Origin of the sequence: Fibrella rubiginis (genome assembly GCF_017353185.1) — a bacterium.
Taxonomy (GTDB): domain Bacteria; phylum Bacteroidota; class Bacteroidia; order Cytophagales; family Spirosomataceae; genus Fibrella; species Fibrella rubiginis.
In genome coordinates this window covers 22,148-38,174 of the sequence record NZ_JAFMYV010000016.1, presented here as the reverse complement: position 1 = coordinate 38,174, position 16,027 = coordinate 22,148, and the positions used below count along the sequence as shown (strand labels likewise).

16 protein-coding genes are annotated in these 16,027 nt (G+C 54.0%); 11 read left to right on the top strand and 5 right to left on the bottom strand.

Annotated features, from left to right (window positions below):
- Positions 1–101 precede the first annotated feature (101 nt).
- Positions 102–2,078, bottom strand: a complete 1,977-nt coding sequence (locus J2I47_RS24020) for a PAS domain-containing sensor histidine kinase (protein WP_207367169.1) — start codon at positions 2,076–2,078, stop codon at positions 102–104.
- Between the two features lie 232 nt (positions 2,079–2,310).
- Between J2I47_RS24020 and J2I47_RS24015 the strand changes: the two genes are divergently transcribed.
- Both J2I47_RS24015 and J2I47_RS24010 read left to right on the top strand, forming a co-directional pair.
- A complete protein-coding gene (locus J2I47_RS24015; RefSeq protein WP_207367168.1) occupies positions 2,311–2,658 on the top strand; it encodes a hypothetical protein in 348 nt (115 codons plus the stop codon).
- Between the two features lie 160 nt (positions 2,659–2,818).
- Complete coding sequence (locus J2I47_RS24010) at positions 2,819–3,112, top strand: hypothetical protein (RefSeq protein WP_207367167.1); 294 nt, start codon at positions 2,819–2,821, stop codon at positions 3,110–3,112.
- 102 nt (positions 3,113–3,214) lie between these two features.
- Here J2I47_RS24010 and J2I47_RS26720 read toward each other — a convergent pair whose 3' ends face one another.
- The gene (locus J2I47_RS26720) at positions 3,215–3,664 is read right to left on the bottom strand and encodes a hypothetical protein (protein WP_229374917.1); all 450 of its coding nucleotides are present in this window, start codon (positions 3,662–3,664) and stop codon (positions 3,215–3,217) included.
- A 105-nt stretch (positions 3,665–3,769) separates the two neighbouring features.
- Positions 3,770–4,126: a hypothetical protein gene (locus tag J2I47_RS26715; protein WP_229374916.1), complete on the bottom strand. Its 357-nt coding sequence runs from the start codon at positions 4,124–4,126 to the stop codon at positions 3,770–3,772.
- A gap of 767 nt (positions 4,127–4,893) precedes the next feature.
- Between J2I47_RS26715 and J2I47_RS24000 the strand changes: the two genes are divergently transcribed.
- The 9 genes from J2I47_RS24000 to J2I47_RS23960 all read left to right on the top strand — a co-directional run bounded on the left by J2I47_RS24000 (position 4,894) and on the right by J2I47_RS23960 (position 13,659).
- Complete coding sequence (locus tag J2I47_RS24000) at positions 4,894–5,964, top strand: M12 family metallopeptidase (RefSeq protein WP_207367166.1); 1,071 nt, start codon at positions 4,894–4,896, stop codon at positions 5,962–5,964.
- Positions 5,965–6,132: 168 nt separating this feature from the next.
- A complete protein-coding gene (locus J2I47_RS23995) occupies positions 6,133–6,576 on the top strand; it encodes an HYC_CC_PP family protein (protein ID WP_207367165.1) in 444 nt (147 codons plus the stop codon).
- 73 nt (positions 6,577–6,649) lie between these two features.
- Positions 6,650–8,872, top strand: a complete 2,223-nt coding sequence (locus tag J2I47_RS23990; RefSeq protein ID WP_207367164.1) for a TonB-dependent receptor — start codon at positions 6,650–6,652, stop codon at positions 8,870–8,872.
- Between the two features lie 5 nt (positions 8,873–8,877).
- On the top strand, positions 8,878–9,441 hold the full coding sequence (locus J2I47_RS23985) for an AraC family transcriptional regulator (RefSeq protein ID WP_207367163.1): 564 nt from the start codon (positions 8,878–8,880) through the stop codon (positions 9,439–9,441).
- A 45-nt stretch (positions 9,442–9,486) separates the two neighbouring features.
- Positions 9,487–10,122 (top strand): 3-keto-disaccharide hydrolase, encoded by a 636-nt coding sequence (locus J2I47_RS23980; protein WP_207367162.1) that lies wholly within the window; start codon positions 9,487–9,489, stop codon positions 10,120–10,122.
- Between the two features lie 129 nt (positions 10,123–10,251).
- Positions 10,252–11,040, top strand: a complete 789-nt coding sequence (locus J2I47_RS23975; protein WP_207367161.1) for a heavy-metal-associated domain-containing protein — start codon at positions 10,252–10,254, stop codon at positions 11,038–11,040.
- A gap of 24 nt (positions 11,041–11,064) precedes the next feature.
- Positions 11,065–12,576: a hypothetical protein gene (locus J2I47_RS23970; protein ID WP_207367160.1), complete on the top strand. Its 1,512-nt coding sequence runs from the start codon at positions 11,065–11,067 to the stop codon at positions 12,574–12,576.
- 300 nt (positions 12,577–12,876) lie between these two features.
- Positions 12,877–13,233 (top strand): four-helix bundle copper-binding protein, encoded by a 357-nt coding sequence (locus J2I47_RS23965; protein ID WP_207367159.1) that lies wholly within the window; start codon positions 12,877–12,879, stop codon positions 13,231–13,233.
- Between the two features lie 78 nt (positions 13,234–13,311).
- On the top strand, positions 13,312–13,659 hold the full coding sequence (locus J2I47_RS23960; protein WP_207367158.1) for a heavy-metal-associated domain-containing protein: 348 nt from the start codon (positions 13,312–13,314) through the stop codon (positions 13,657–13,659).
- Positions 13,660–13,765: 106 nt separating this feature from the next.
- Here J2I47_RS23960 and J2I47_RS23955 read toward each other — a convergent pair whose 3' ends face one another.
- Both J2I47_RS23955 and trxB read right to left on the bottom strand, forming a co-directional pair.
- Positions 13,766–14,827: a peptidoglycan DD-metalloendopeptidase family protein gene (locus J2I47_RS23955; protein ID WP_207367157.1), complete on the bottom strand. Its 1,062-nt coding sequence runs from the start codon at positions 14,825–14,827 to the stop codon at positions 13,766–13,768.
- Positions 14,828–14,927: 100 nt separating this feature from the next.
- On the bottom strand, positions 14,928–15,896 hold the full coding sequence (gene trxB, locus J2I47_RS23950) for a thioredoxin-disulfide reductase (RefSeq protein WP_207367156.1): 969 nt from the start codon (positions 15,894–15,896) through the stop codon (positions 14,928–14,930).
- Between the last annotated feature and the right edge of the window lie 131 nt (positions 15,897–16,027).

Sequence of the window (16,027 nt, the reverse complement as noted above, 5' to 3'; positions counted from 1 at the left end):
ACAAACAGGCTTAAAAATTATTGAAAAGAGTACATAATATCGGCAACTACGGCTATAGGCTAACAGACAAACTAAAAAACAAGCGGTACGGTTGCCGGGTATCAGCCCGGGTTCACCGCCAGAAAAACGTTGAACGTAGCTCCGTTGCCGGGTGTGCTGCGCACCGAAACCGTACCCCCATGACGTTCGGCCACTTTTTTTACCACCGCCAGCCCAATGCCCGTACCCGCAAACTGGTCTTTGCCGTGCAGACGCTGAAACGTGCCAAAGATGCGCTCGCCATACTGGCTGGCATCAAAACCGATGCCCTCGTCGGTTACCGACAAACAATAAAATGCGTCGTTTTCGGTCAGCGACGGGGGTAACTCCGCCACAGAGGCCAGTCTGAATGTAATGGTAACCAGGGGCGCTTGCCCTGGCTTGGCAAATTTGAGGGCGTTGGTCAGGAGGTTCTGAATCAACTGCCGCAACTGACTGGCGTCGCCCTGCACCGTGCCAAGTTGGTCAACAGCAACCACGGCCTTTCGCTCCTGTATCACCACGTAGAGATCGTTGAGCACGTCAGACACCAACTGCGTCAGGTCAACCGGCTTGAGGGGTTGCTGCTGCGTGCTGAGTCGCGAGAATGCCAGCAGATCCCGAATAAGCGTGCTCATGCGATCGGCGGCTTTTTGCATCCGCATGACCAGGTCGGCCCCTGTTTCGCCAATCTGTTGGCCATAGCGGTCCTGAACAATATCACCAAACTGCTGAATTTTGCGGAGGGGCTCCTGCAGATCGTGACTGGCCACGTAGGCAAACGACTGGAGATTCTCGTTTGACTGTTGCAGGTTTTTGTTGATCGCCTCCAGCGACTGCCGGTAGCGCCGGTCGGCGGTTACGTCAACGGAGGTAAGCACAATGCCCGTGTCGGCTTTGGCAATAGTGAGGTTATAGTGGTGGTCCTGAAAACCCATATCAAACGATTCAGGTTGCCCCGATTCCACCACGCGTACATACCGGTTGAAATTCTCACTATCCTTTTCCCCGGGGAAAATGGTCAGGTACGATTTTGTCAGGAAATCCTGGGCCTGCTCCCCCCAGTTCTGAATAGCCTGTTGGTTGGCAGTAACTACCTGAAAGTCGATGATCTCGCCCTGCTTGTTTCGGATGGCTGTATGCAGCGATATGGCCGTTTGTGAATGGTCCAGGATGACCTGAAGCAACTGTGCCTGGCGTTGCTGAGCCAGACTGGCTTCCTTGCTGGTTGTTACGTTGTTGAACGTAAGCATCACATGGTCGGGCGATGACCGGGCCACCGACACGTCGAACCATCCGGTGAAGCCGTTGTCGTCCTGGTAAAAATATTCGGCCGACTCGGCTACGCCCGTGTTGGCTACGCGGGCGTAGAGCGCAAAAAAACCGCCCTCTACATTGCCCGGAAATACGCTGAGCAGCGTCTTGCCAACCAGTGCTTCGGGTTCGCGAAACAGGCTTTTACGAACGGCTTTGTTGGCCGTCAGCATTAAAAAGTCAACAATGTTTTCAGCCTCATCGCGGATGGCCCGCATCAGCAATATGCTGTTGGTCGAGGCGTTGAAGGTAGCTTCCAGTTGATCGGCCTGCTGCCGCGCCTGTAGTTCGGCCTGCTTGCGGACGGTAACATCAAGAAATGAGACCACCAGTCCTTCGCCCAGGGGTTGGGCGGTGATCATATACCACCCGTTTAAACCATCCGTCTGGTAGTGTTCTTCAATGGTGGCCGCCTGCCCCGACTCAACCACGGCGATGTATCTGCTTAAAATGCCCGCGGCATGTACACCCGGAAAGAGGGTTGTTAGCTTCAGGCCCAGCAGCTGTTCATACTTACCCTGATCCAGCCTGCTCTGAACCATGCTGGCAAAGCGGTCATTCACCAGCCGGAACGTAAAATCAATGATGGCGTGTGGTTCGGCCGTGTCGCGCACCACATCGAAATAGGCAATGTAGCTCTGTGAGGCGTTGATGATGCCCATCAGCAGGGCCGTTGATGACTCGCTAGGGGCCTGACTGGTCAATGGCCCAGAAACCCCGTTGAGGTGTGTATGGTCAGCAGTCAAGAAGGATGTTGTTGAGTAGTGGGAAATACAAAGGTAAGTAGGATTTTGATTAGGGTAAAAGGCTACACCGCGCCTGCTACCAGACGCCCGTTGAGTCATCGTAGCGGGGGAGGGGGCGCCAGTCTGTTGGCCGTTGAATGGAAATAAGCAGCCACAGCGGCTAACAAGTCGTTGGTTATAGCGTTAGGGCATTTTCCGCCGGGGAAACGCCATAAACCAATTCACCAACGTCATGAACAAGAAATGGCTTTTGAGCATCGGACTGATGCTCACACTAGCAGCAGGGGCTTTCGCACAGGATACCACGCGCCGTAGTGCTGAACAAAAAGTAGATAATGCGGCCGCTACTGTAGGCCGGGCCACCGAGACAGGCACCCGTGCTGTGGGCGATGCTGCCGTCACCACGGGCCGGGCGGTGGGCAAGGCAGGAAAAGCAACGGGAAGAGCCGTTGGTAATGCAACCAAAGCCACGGGTCGGGCGGTAACAAAAGCGACCAAGGCCACCGGGCGGGGTGTAACCAAAGCGGTGAAGGCTACCGGGCGTGCCATCAGCGGTGAGCCTAAGCGTGATTCGCTATAGGCGACAGCAACCAGTTAAGCCCGTTTGTTGGTGTATGTAGCCCGTAAGATTGGCTATTTAGCCAAATTGAAAACAAATAGGTTATAGTGTTTTAGGTGTTTAGCCAGCAAAGGTTGGCTGTTCCTGCCCATTACTTACATCAAACCAATTTACCATCGTTATGAATACGAAATGGCTTTTGAGCTTCGGACTAGTGCTCACCTTGTCAGCAGGGGCTTTTGCCCAAAGTGCAGAACAAAAAGTAAACAATACGGCTCAGGACGTGGGTAACGCCGCCGAAAAAGGCACGCGTGCCACGGGACGTGCCGCCGTGAAAACAGGCCGCGCAGTTGGACAGGCAGGCAAGGCTACTGGCCGCGCCGTGACCAGAGCAACCAAAGCCACAGGCCGGGGCGTGACCAAGGCAGTGAAAGCCACGGGTCGTGCTATCAGTGGTGAGCCGAAAAAAGACTAACCCAAAAGGCGTAAACCAGACATGTAAATGCCAGCTATGGACCACGCAAAACTGCGGGCCATAGCTGGCATTTGTGCGTTCAGGCGGTGCGTCGGCTACTGCTTAATACGATTCATATGTGTAGCGTAAAACTTCCGTTGTGAGTTGCTGCGTGCCGTTTACCACGTTGGTTGTGCGGCTTGTGGGCAACCCAACCGCGTTGTAGGAGTAACTGTATCGGGTATCTGTGGTGCCGGTTCCGGATACAATCAGGGCTGTCTCTACATTCCTTGGGCTTAAATTAAACGGGTTGTCAATGCCTCCATACAAGGTGTAGAATGGACCAAATAAGGATGTAGAGCCCGCAGGAAGAAACACGCCCGGTGCCGGAATGATGAAGTTGCCATAAAACGGATTTATGCCCGAAACATCGTAGGTATAGGTCACCTGCAATGCCCTGCTATACACGGGAGGCACCCCGCTGGGTTCGCCTGCGCGGAACACCGAAAAGGTCTCGGAGACAGCCGTCAGGTTGCCCCCCGTAAAGGTAAATGAACCGCCACCAGTAGACACAAGCCCTCCCAGACCAACTAGTTTAGTATAGTCTGGCCGGGGCGGCGCACTGCCTGTATTATAATTACGGATGACAACAAACCCGGAAGGCGAGTTTGTTACCTGCTACAACTGACCGGCTGTATTATAGGTCAGGGTGTAGGTCTCGGTCCTTGACCCCCGTCTGACTTCCGAGTGCTGAACCTGGATCAGTCGATTTTGCGTGTCGTATTGGTAGAAGGTTTTCTCAACAGGAAACGCCGTACTATCGGGTGTTCTATAACTTGTAATTGAGCTGAGCCGGTTCTGTCCGTCATACGCAAAGTCCATCATCGTTGTGCCTGTGGTTACCTGCTCTATGGTCTTCACCCGTAACCGATCTGCGCCGGGCGTAACAATAAATGACCGGTGATCGACACAACTTAACAACGCGCCTACCAGAAGTAGGCCAATAAATCCAGTTAATAACCGATTGGTGTTCATGGCTAATCTGATTAAGGGTAGTATTTTTATTTAAGTAGTAAAATGAGTAGTTGCGTCTTCAACTTTTGACGGTTATGCGTTTATTGTTTTTAAAGTACTGAGCCTTGTTAATTGATTAGAGAATATATAGTACAGCCACTATTTTTTGTACAAAAACTTTATTTATAGTCGGCCCAATTTATAAAACGGTAGTATAGGTCATATTCGCAGACTGGGCGCAGATAGTGGGATACCGTGATATGGGTTTCACTGCAGAAACCGTTTTGATCAGCCGTAAGCAGGCCCTTGGAAAAAAAGTCAGTATAGTTTCGAAATGGGCTGGGAAACAAATTAGTGTTTGATAATGAGATCGTTACGGATTAATTAATTTGCTAGTGAGTCTGTGTTGGGGTAGTGGCTACGGGTACTTACTTTATAGAATGTATGCATCGTTTATGTAACTGCCAAATGCGCTACAAATCACGCGTAGGCTTATTGTTTAAGCATAGATATAAATAAATTATTGATTATATGACTGTTATAGTATGCAGATAAGATCATAGGATTTCTTCGGTTATTATCTTGACAAAGTTAGTTGAATATAAAATCAAATTATGCCGGTTTTATACGGGAGTAGTGACCGTGTTTATACGTCAGCCAACTATTATATAAATGAGTACTTGCACGCTTTTTTGTGTCAAACAATCAGTGGAGCTTTGTAGCACGCTGACCTGCAAAAAGCAGGGCTATAAAATCAGCAATTAGCACACCAGCAAATAGCTACTACAATGACTAAATCCGAAAAACAACTGCGCGATGCGCTCGCCAAAATCGCCGACGTGGCGAGTCAGGCTGTGGGGGGAGGTAACACTTCGGGTAACAACGACAACAATGAAGAGCCGAAGGAAGGAGAAACCGAATTTGACCCCAATGCGGGCTGTAGCATAAAAACGCTGCCTACCCGCCTGCTGGCCAAGGCGGCCCAAACCGCCATTGCCATCAACCCGGTTAATGCGCCAACGTTGGGAGCAATGGCCAACCTGGAAAACGCCGACGTGATAACGCCCGAATTCCTGACCCTGCTGGTTAGCAAATACTGGGGTCCCACGCCGCGCCGACTGACGGTGAGTTTTATGGAAGCCACCTCGCAGGCGCTGAAAAACAAAATTCTTAGCCACATGAACGCCTGGGCCACACGGGAATGTATCTCGTTTGTGCTGACCAACGGAACGGGTCAGGTCAGAATATCGCGCGGGCCGGGCGGCTATTATTCGTATCTGGGTACGGACATTCTTCATATTCCGGCCAACAAACAAACCATGAACCTGCAGGGCTTTACGCTGGCCACGCCCGATTCGGAATACAGGCGCGTCATTCGGCACGAGACGGGCCATACGCTGGGCTTTCCTCACGAGCACATGCGGCAGGAACTGGTTAACCGGATTGATCCGCAGAAAGCATATGCCTATTTCCTGCAGACGCAGGGGTGGAACAAAGCAATGGTCGACGCCCAGGTGCTTACTCCGCTTAACCAGGCATCTATCTTTGGTACCGCTGCTGACCAGACGTCCATTATGTGTTACCACCTGCCCGGTTCGATCACCAAAAACGGGCAGCCAATCATCGGGGGGCTGGATATCAATGCTACCGACTATGCATTCGCCGCGCGGATATACCCCATACCGGGTCATACGCCTGTTATTGCCGGAGCAACGTCAGATGATGACTGGGATGCCTCAGACGACGTAGACAACCAAACGCTCGAAGAAGCCATCCGGGCCACCATCATGCAACACAACAGCCCGACGGATCGGGATAGCGAGAACGTTCTGGCAGGTGCCGACATGCACACCGCCTAGTGCTTGATGAGCATTACTTTTTTCAGGTTGCCAACGAGCGTTGCCGCGACACTACTGTCAGGGCAACGCTCGTTGGCACTATAGATGTGCGTGGCTCTCTGCAAAATTATTTTTGCATTTTTCAGTCATCTTGCTGACAATTGCGGCCAGCAAGTCGTTACCCCAGTGATGAAAGTCGCATTAATCCGTTTTCTGCACGTGTTCATGGCCGTGGTCGTGTTGCTTAGCAGCATGGGCTTCGGGCTGGTAGACCATACGTGCCAGATGCGGGGTAAACGGACGTATCTGATCCATGAGCACGGTAAGGCCTGCAAAATGTGTTCGGCCCATGTTTCTGAGCAGGAATCCGGTCCGGTGGTGAAACGGTCGGCCTGTTGTCAGGAGACAGTTCGGTACGAGAAAGTCGACGTTGGCTCGTCGCTTGGTCATGTGCTGATCAAGTTCGTCAAGGCTGTTTCTGAGGTGTTTGATGCATCTGTTGCGGCAATGTTTACAGCCTTGTTCGGCTTGTTTTTTCTTCACCCGGCCACGCACTATGCGGCCGCTCCCGACCCACCCGCCCCGCCTGCCGGCCGCGATTTATTGGTGCTGGTCCAGTCATTCCTGATATAGCCCTAGGCGTAACCTCCCTTGCCCTGTCGAGTTCGACGAGGGCTTTTGGTGCTTACTTTAGTTGGCTTATTTTATGCGAATAACTCTCATTATCAGTTGCTTATGCGTTGCTTTCGCGGCAAACGCACAAACCCTGTCGGGGCGGGTACAAACGCTTGAGAAGGGTAAAACGACACCACTGTTTGGGGCAAACGTCTATTGGGACGGACTGCTCAAACCCACCACGACCGACCCGAACGGACAGTTTCAGATAGACACCGTTGCGGCTACCAATCGGCTCATTGTCAGCTATGTTGGTTACCAGACCGATACCCTCACCGTAACTGATGTTACCGTGCCTCTGGTGGTTTCGCTCCGGGCCACGCAGCAGCTAGATGAGGTGGTGGTTACGGCAGGAAACACCCAGATCGACCGGATGAATCCGGTTCAGACGGAGGTGCTGACCAAGCGCACCCTGGCTAAAGCCGCCTGCTGCAACCTGTCGGAGAGTTTCGAGACCAATGCCTCGGTCAGCGTGTCGTATGCCGATGCCGTAACGGGCGCTAAACAGATTCAGTTTCTGGGCCTCGGCGGACAATACGTGCAAACCAACGTCGAAAATATTCCGACCATCCGGGGGCTGGCTACCACGTTCGGGCTGAATTACATTCCCGGCACCTGGATATCCAGCATCGACATTGGCAAGGGCGCGGGGTCGGTGGTAAACGGCTACGAAGCCATGAGCGGGCAGATCAACGTAGAACTTCAGAAGCCGGAATACCGCGCCGAAACCCGGCTGCCCAATTTGCTGCTGAATGGCTACATAAACAGTTTTGGCCGGCTGGAGGGCAATGTTAACTACTCCCACACGCTGTCTGACAAGTGGAGCATTGGCGCCTTGGGACACGTGAGCACCCTGCAAACGGAGATAGACCAGAACCGCGATCGCTTTCGTGACCTGCCGCTTTATACCCAATACAATGGCGTGGCGCGGGCCAGATACAGTTCCGACCGCTGGATGGCTCAGTTTGGTATTAAAGCGTTGTCGGAAAGCCGCGACGGTGGGCAACTTGCCGAGGTGGGTGCATTCCGCTATGGGTTCTCTAACCAGACCCGCCGAACGGAGGTGTTCAGCAAAACGGCCCGGCTCTATCCCGATAAACCCTATCGTGGTTTGGGCCTGATCCTCAACGCCAGCTGGTTCGACCAGCAGTCGCTGTTTGGTGGCCGGGACTATATCGGCAATCAGCAAACGGTATACGGCAATCTGATTTATCAGACGATCATTGGCAACACCAACCACACGGTGAAAACAGGAATCAGCTACCTGCTCGATTCGTACCGCGAGCGCTTTGTGCTTCAGCAGCTTAACCGCGACGAATCGGTGCCGGGCGCATTCTTCGAATATGCGTATACCTATCCCGAAAAGCTGGCCCTCGTGATCGGTAACCGCATCGATTTCCATAACCTCTATGGTGTGCAGTGGACCCCCCGGCTGCATCTGAAGTATCACATCAATAGCCAGTTGACGGCGCGGGCCTCGGCGGGGCGGGGCTGGCGTACACCCAACCAACTGGCCGAAAACTACGGCTACCTGGTGTCGTCGCGGCAGGTGTTTCTGAACTACAACGTTCGCCCTGAAGTGGCCTGGACCTACACAGCGGGCCTCTCCAACGAGTTTCTGCTGTTTGGCAAGAAGGCCACCTTTACGCTCGACGCCAGCCGGACCGACTTCCAGAATGCTCTGATCGTGGACGCCGATCAGCCCAATCAACTCCTGTTTTACAACCTGCAGGGTGTGTCGTTTGCCAACAGCCTGCAGGCCGAACTGACGGTGACCCCTGTTAAACGCGCCGAAATCAAACTTGCTTACCGCCTCTTCGATGCCCGCCAGAGCATGGGTGCCCCCCTGGGCGAAAGCGTGTTGATGCCCCGCATGATGGTAAGCCGCGACCGGTTGCTGTTCAACGCCGCCTACGCCCTGCCCTACGATAAGTGGAAATTTGATGCGACGCTGCAATGGAACGGCCCCAAACGCCTGCCCGACGAAAGAGAGACCCACACGCACACCACCTATTCGGCCATGACGTGGTATTACTCACCCTCATTCGTGAACCTCAACGCCCAGATCACCCGGACGTTCCGTACGTTTCAGGTGTACCTCGGCGGCGAAAACCTGACAGGCTTCCGGCAGGCAAACCCCATCATTGGCGCGGCAAACCCGTTTGGTACCAACTTCGATGCCGCCGGGCAAAACTGGGGACCCGTAACGGGCGCCATGGTCTACGCCGGTTTCCGTTATACCCTCGAACCCTGAGCGCCATGACCGAACTACGCATCAAAAACATGGTCTGTGACCGGTGTCTGCGCACCACCCGTCGGCTACTCGAAGACCTGGGGTTAACCATCGGCACTGTAGAGCTGGGCCGGGTTACGGTAACGCACTGGCCCGAATCGGTGAGCCGAAAAGCCGTGGAAGCTGCCCTGCACACGGAAGGTTTTGCCTTGATCGACGACCCCAAGCAGGCCCTGGTTGAACAAATTAAGGCCCTGTTGGTCAAGGAGGTGCATTACGAGTCGGTGCGGCCGGCGCACCAGAACGTCTCGGATTACCTGAGTCAGAAACTGGGCTACGATTACACCTACCTGAGCCACCTGTTTTCGTCGACGGAGGGCACCACGATTGAGCGGTACCTGATTGCCCAAAAGGTAGAGCGGGCTAAAGAACTGCTGCAGGATGGCCAACGAAGTATTGCCGACATTGCTTTCATGCTAGGCTACAGCAGCGTGCCTCACTTCACCAATCAGTTCAAGGCGGTGGTGGGTCAAACGCCGGGTCAGTTTAAGAAAGAGCCAGTGGGAAGACAAACAATTGACGGGGTCTGATGAAGTTTCGGGCCCAGTTGCTTTTAGGTGAATAAAGATGTTTCCATGAACCGCACCTACCTCATCACTGCCCTGCTCGTCGCGGGCCTGTTTAGTATCGGCTTCCAGCGCCAGAACCGCTCCCGGTTGCTCTTTGACGGACGAACGTTTGCGGGCTGGGAAGGAGACACGGCGCAAACGTGGCAGGTCCGGGACAGGGCTTTGGTAGGTGGGTCTAGGGAGCGCTTAGTACCCCACAATGAGTTTCTGTGTACCACCCGTTCCTACGCCAATTTTGACCTGAAACTGCAATTCAGGCTCATAGGCACGGGTTTTGTCAACGCGGGTGTACAGTTTCGCAGTCAGCGGGCCACAAAGCCTGCCTATGAAATGGTGGGCTATCAGGCCGACCTGGGCAAGGGCTACTGGGCCAGCCTCTACGACGAATCGCGGCGCGACAAAACCCTGGCTCAGGCCGACTCAGCCCTGATCCGCCGGATACTGCGGCCCAACGACTGGAATGACTACCGCATCCGCTGCGAAGGGCGCCGTATTCAAATCTACCTCAACGGCAAGCAAACCGTCGACTACACGGAGCCGGACCTCAGCATTCCGCAGTCGGGTCTTATTGGCCTGCAGATTCACGGTGGTGGCAAAGCCGAAGCAGCGTACAGGGCCATTGAACTGACGGAGTTGAAGTGATGAGCGAACCTGTGGTGCCGCCCGCCGAAACCCTGTAAGTCCCAATCATAATTCTGTAAAACACGCCCCTGTCTACCGGTGTACCTTTGTGCTGTCGATTACCTATATCGACTACAGCTACAACTAATCATGATTCATACGTATAAACTCGATGGTATGCATTGCGGCTCCTGTGTGGGCCGGGTGCAGGAAGCCCTCGAAGCCGTTGAGGGTGTTAAAAAGGTGGCCGTTTCGCTTAACCCGCAGGAGGCTGTCGTGAGCATGAACGGCCATATTGATACGACGGTGCTGGACCGGGCCGTAAAAAAAGCAGGGGCTTATTCGCTCACTGATGAGGTTCAGGTGATCGATACAATGGGTGGCCATACCCACCCTAAAGCCGACGTGCTCACCGCGCCAGCCGTGGCGTCGACTACGATTGCCGACGACCTCGCTGAGCCATCGGCAACGACCTACAAACCCCTGCTGATTATTCTGGCGTTTATTGTGGGGGTCACGGCGCTGGTTGAAATTCGGATGGGTGGGTTCGACTGGATGCGGGCTATGAACACCTTTATGGCAGGCTTTTTCTTGATCTTCTCGTTCTTTAAGCTGCTCGATATCAGCGGTTTTGCCAGTAGCTACCGCATGTATGACATTGTAGCGAAGGCAGTGCCGGGTTATGGTTTCGTGTATCCGTTTATCGAGCTGGCTCTGGGGGTGGCTTACCTAACAAACGTTAACCCATTGATTACAAATGTAGTTACAGTAGCAGTCATGGGTGTTAGCCTGGTGGGTGTGGTGCAGTCGGTGATGAACAAGCGCAAAATCCGCTGTGCCTGTCTGGGGTCGGTGTTTAATCTGCCTATGACCACGGTCACCATTGTAGAAGACAGCCTGATGATTGGCATGGCCGCCGTAATGCTGGCCGTGCTGTAATTACATTACCATACTCAACAACCTATGAAAAAAGTATTCTTCGTGTTGTGCCTGGGCGCTTTTTCGGCGACCGCACAACATATGGACCATTCTATGCCCATGGCCGCCGACACCACCAAGCCTATGAAGGGTATGGACCATTCCAAAATGGACCACTCCAAGATGGATCACGGTAAGATGGACCACTCCAAAATGGACCACTCCAAAATGGACCGCGGTAAGATGGACCATTCCAAGATGAATCACGGCATGACGATGCATCAGGGTGGTATGCATGCGTATGAAGGTGACACAGCCAGCACCATGATGATGCCCATGGGCGCGATGTCGCACACGTTGTCGCGGAACCTGCCGATGAATCGAAACGGCTCCGGCACATCCTGGATGCCCGACCAAACGCCCATGTATGCTTACATGAAGCATAGCGAAGGTGGCTGGATGTACATGCTTCACTACAGCGTTTTTCTGCGGCACACACACCAAAATTTTAACAATACGACCCGTCGGGGCTACGAGTCCCGGATTGACGCGCCCAACTGGGCGATGGGCATGGCCCAGCATACGGTGGGCAAGCGGGGGTTGTTTACTGCCAAGCTGATGATGTCGCTCGATCCGCTCGCGGTGGGCAACGGGGGTTATCCGCTGCTGTTTCAAACCGGCGAAAGCTACAGGGGGCAACCCCTGGTAGACCGGCAGCATCCGCACGACCTGTTTTCGGAGCTGTCGGTTTCCTACGCCCACGCCATCAACCGCGACATGGATGCTTATGTCTATGTAGGCTACCCCGGCGAACCGGCCCTGGGTGCCCCCGCGTTCATGCACCGCATTTCGTCATTCAACATCTCCGATGCGCCGCTAAGCCACCACTGGATCGATGCTACACACATTACGTTTGGCGTAGCCACGGCGGGGTTCCGGTATAAATGGGCTAAAGTGGAGGTGTCGAGCTTTACGGGCCGCGAACCCGACGAATACCGCTACAATTTTGATAAGCCCCGTTTCGATAGCTACTCGTACCGACTCTCCATCAATCCTTCGCCGGGCCTGGCCCTACAGGTGTCGCAGGGGCTGATCAAAAATCCGGAGGGCATTGGTGCTAACCACAACGATGTACGGCGCACAACCGCTTCGCTGCTGCACAGCAAGTCACTGGGCGGGGGTGACCACTACGTAACCTCATCGCTGATATGGGGTATGAACAGCCACGACGGCGTAAACGAAAACGCATACCTGGCCGAAACGAGCTTACAACTGGGTAAGCTAGCCCTGTATGGACGTTACGAAAACGTGACCAAATCACTGGCTGAACTGGTGCTGCCATCAACCGGCGACGCCGAAAAGACCCTGGCCAACGTCGATAACCTGACCCTCGGCGGCAACTGGCGGTTGCTGCGCCGGGCCAACACCGACCTGGCCGTGGGCGCACAACTTACTGCCAGCGTACCCAGCAGCGAACTGAAACCGTATTACGGCAACGTGCCCCTGTCCGGTCAGCTTTATTTCCGGCTAACTCCCGCGCTGATGGTGATGCGGTGAGGTTGACTGGTTTTTTAGATAAGAATTGTTGAATCGTTGTCGCTTAGCTGGGTGCCCCCGGCCCTCGTTGTCGCTTGGCTGCAGCCAAGTGACCTATATCAAAGGGCCTCCGGCCCGTAGCTTGAACTTGACGTAGTTAGGATAATATGAGTCAACGTCGTACTACGGGCCGGAGGCCCTTTGATATAGGTCACTCGGCTGCAGCCAAGCGACAACGGGGCTGATGGTCATGCGGTGAGGTTGTCCAAAAAAATCTGCGCCAATAATTTTTTAGTTAATCCAATTAAACCAACGTCTACTATGGAAACCATGACTCATGCCCACGGCCACGCCGACACTTGTTTTGAGTGCGCCGAAGCCTGCGAACGCTGTGCCACCGCCTGCCTCGACATGGGCGATCAGGACAGCAAGCATCACGACATGACGCTTTGCATTAAACTTTGCCGTGACTGCGCCGATATTTGTACACTTTGCGGACGGCTGGAAGCGCGCGGGTCGCAGTTTATGCAACAGTACATGCAGCTTTGCGCCGACGTGTGTGCTGCCTGCGCCGCTGAGTGCGAAAAACACGCCGACCACGTAGCTCACTGCAAAGCCTGCGCCGAAGCCTGCCGCCGTTGCGAAGCCGAATGCCGCCAAATGGCGAACCAGATGTAGCAGTACATTTGTTTGATCAAGAGACTATCCATTAAACGATTAGCTCCCAGGCTTGTCTAAAACCTACAAACCAATTCTATGAACAGAAGCATGTTTCTGAGTGGCTTATTAGCCCTTTCACTGGTGGGCACATCGGTGTTTGCCGACGATAAAGACAAAGAAGTCAAGATAAAGACGTCGGCTATTTGCGAGATGTGCAAGGCTCGTATTGAGCGGAATCTGGCCTTCGAGAAAGGCGTGAAAGAAGCTACCCTCGACGTTGACACGAAGGTGGTGACGATTAAATACAACCCCGCTAAAACCGACGTGGCGAAGCTGAAAGCCAACATTACCAAAACCGGCTACGACGCCGATGAGGTAGCTGCCGATCCCAAAGGTTACGACAAGCTGCCCAAATGCTGCAAAAAAGGCGGCATGGGACATTAAAAAAGGGGTTTAAAGTTCAAAGTCTAACGTTTAAAGTTGGCTGACGCAAGAGTATGTTCGCGTCAGCCAACTTTAAACGTTAGACTTTGAACTTTAAACCCCTTTTTTAATTCACTCTCAGCTTCTGTCCTGCGCGGATGCGAGAACGTGACGAAAGACGGTTCTTTTCGGCTAGTGAACTGGTAGACAGGCCGTAACGACTGGCAATGGATGACAGCGTTTCGCCGTGACGAACCTTGTGTAACACCGTGCGCTTAAAGCGGGGTTTAAACGAAAGCTCGCTCGACCGGGTGCTGCCGCGCGTGTAGTCCCAGACGGAGGGGGTAAGCAGAAAATGATCTGAGTTGATCGTGTTGGCCGGAAATGTATAGAGGTTGAGCGGATCGAAGGGGTTGCCTTCGTAGCGGGTTTCGTAGTGCAGGTGAGCTCCGTAGCTGCGGCCTGTGTTGCCGCCCAGACCAAGCTGATCCCCCGCTTTTACTAACTGCCCCGACTCAACCAGTTGCTTCGACATGTGGCCGTAGAGCGTTTCGAGGCCGTTGTAGTGCCGCACCAGCACGTAGCGGCCGTAGCCGTTGCCATCCCAGCCTACCACCCGCACAATACCGTCGAAGGCGGCGTAGACCGGATCGCCGGTTTCCAGATCGAGGTCAACGCCTGTGTGCCGCCGTCCCCAGCGGAAGCCAAACTGCGAGGTCATTTTGCCTTCGTCGAGGGGAGCCGACCAGAACCGGTTGGCTTTGGGGTCGTAGAGTTTCAGGTCTACCACCTGATCGAACTCGCGGGGGTCAATGTTGTAGGGGTCGATATTGCGCGAATCCCAGACCGAATAGTAGTCCGCAATTTTAATCCACTCGTCGCCAACCAGCACCGAGTCGATCACCTCCACCACGCTGGTTTCGCCCTGATCAATGCTGCTGGTGTCTTCGCTGACAACCGGATTCAGTTCTTTTTTTGGCTCAAACTGGTTGTTGAAACGAAGCTGGGTGGTCTCCTGCTCGAAGATATCTTCGGCCTTTTGCTGGTTGCTTGAGGGCGAAGCAGACGAACTGTTTTTGGGTGTAAACTTGGTGTCGTTCTTAAACCGGCCCCGTTCCTGCGCCTGTGTGGTTACGGTTGCACACAGGCAGCCGACAGCCACCAGCCACGATACTACAGTTATGTTCATGTACTGAACGAAACGAACAAAAACGCAGGCAACGGGGCTGGTGGTCTTGGTAGTGGTCCGGCCCGGGTGTCTGCGTTTGGGTTTGGTTCCGCATTTTAGGTTAACTCATCATCGCTTCCTGCATCTCCAGCGTGACCAGATAGCGTTCGGCATCGAGCGCGGCCATGCAGCCGGTGCCCGCGGCCGTTACGGCCTGCCGATAAACGTTATCCTGGGCATCGCCGCAGGCAAATACGCCGGGAATGTTGGTGTGGGTACTGCCCTTTTCGGTCAGGATGTAGCCGTGATCGTCGAGGTCGAGGTAGTCACTAAACAAACTGGTGTTCGGCGTGTGGCCAATGGCCACAAAGAAACCAGTCACGTCAAGAACGCTTTCCTGACCTGTTTCCGTATTCCTCACCCGCGCACCCGTTACGCCATCGTCGCCCAGGATTTCAACGGTTTCGGTATGCCACAGAATTTCGATGTTTTCTTTCGCTTTAATGCGCTGCTGCATAAAGCGCGACGCCCGCATTTCGCCCCGGCGCACGATCATGTAAACCTTGCGGCAGATGTTCGACAGGTACGATGCTTCTTCGGCGGCGGTGTCGCCCGCGCCCACAATGGCCACATCCTGGTTTTTGAAAAAGAAACCGTCACAGACGGCACAGGCCGACACACCATGACCGTTCAGGCGCATTTCGGAGGGTAGTCCCAGCCACTTGGCCGAAGCACCCGTGGAAATAATAACACTGTCGGCGGTGATCTCATGCTCATCGTCTACCCACACGCGGTGGGGTGAGCCGGGACCGGGGTTTTCGTTGAATTCCACTTTCGTGACCAGCCCGTAGCGAATCTGGGTACCAAACCGCGTAGCCTGCCGCTCCAGGTCCTGCATCATTTGTGGCCCCTGTACGCCCTCCGGATAACCCGGAAAATTGTCTACTTCGGTGGTGATGGTGAGCTGACCACCGGGCTGACCACCCTGATACAGGACTGGTTTGAGGTTAGCGCGAGCAGCGTAAATGGCAGCGGTATAGCCCGCCGGGCCGGAGCCGATAATCAAACAATGAACGTGTTCGGGAGTCATAAGTGCGAAAGTAGCTTGTCGAAAAAACGGCCTCAGTTAGTCAGAAAATAAACAAAAGCCGTTAACTAGACAACACCTACAAAGGTCGAAAAAATTCGCTATGAAACCAATGCAGGCACCAGAGGCGACCA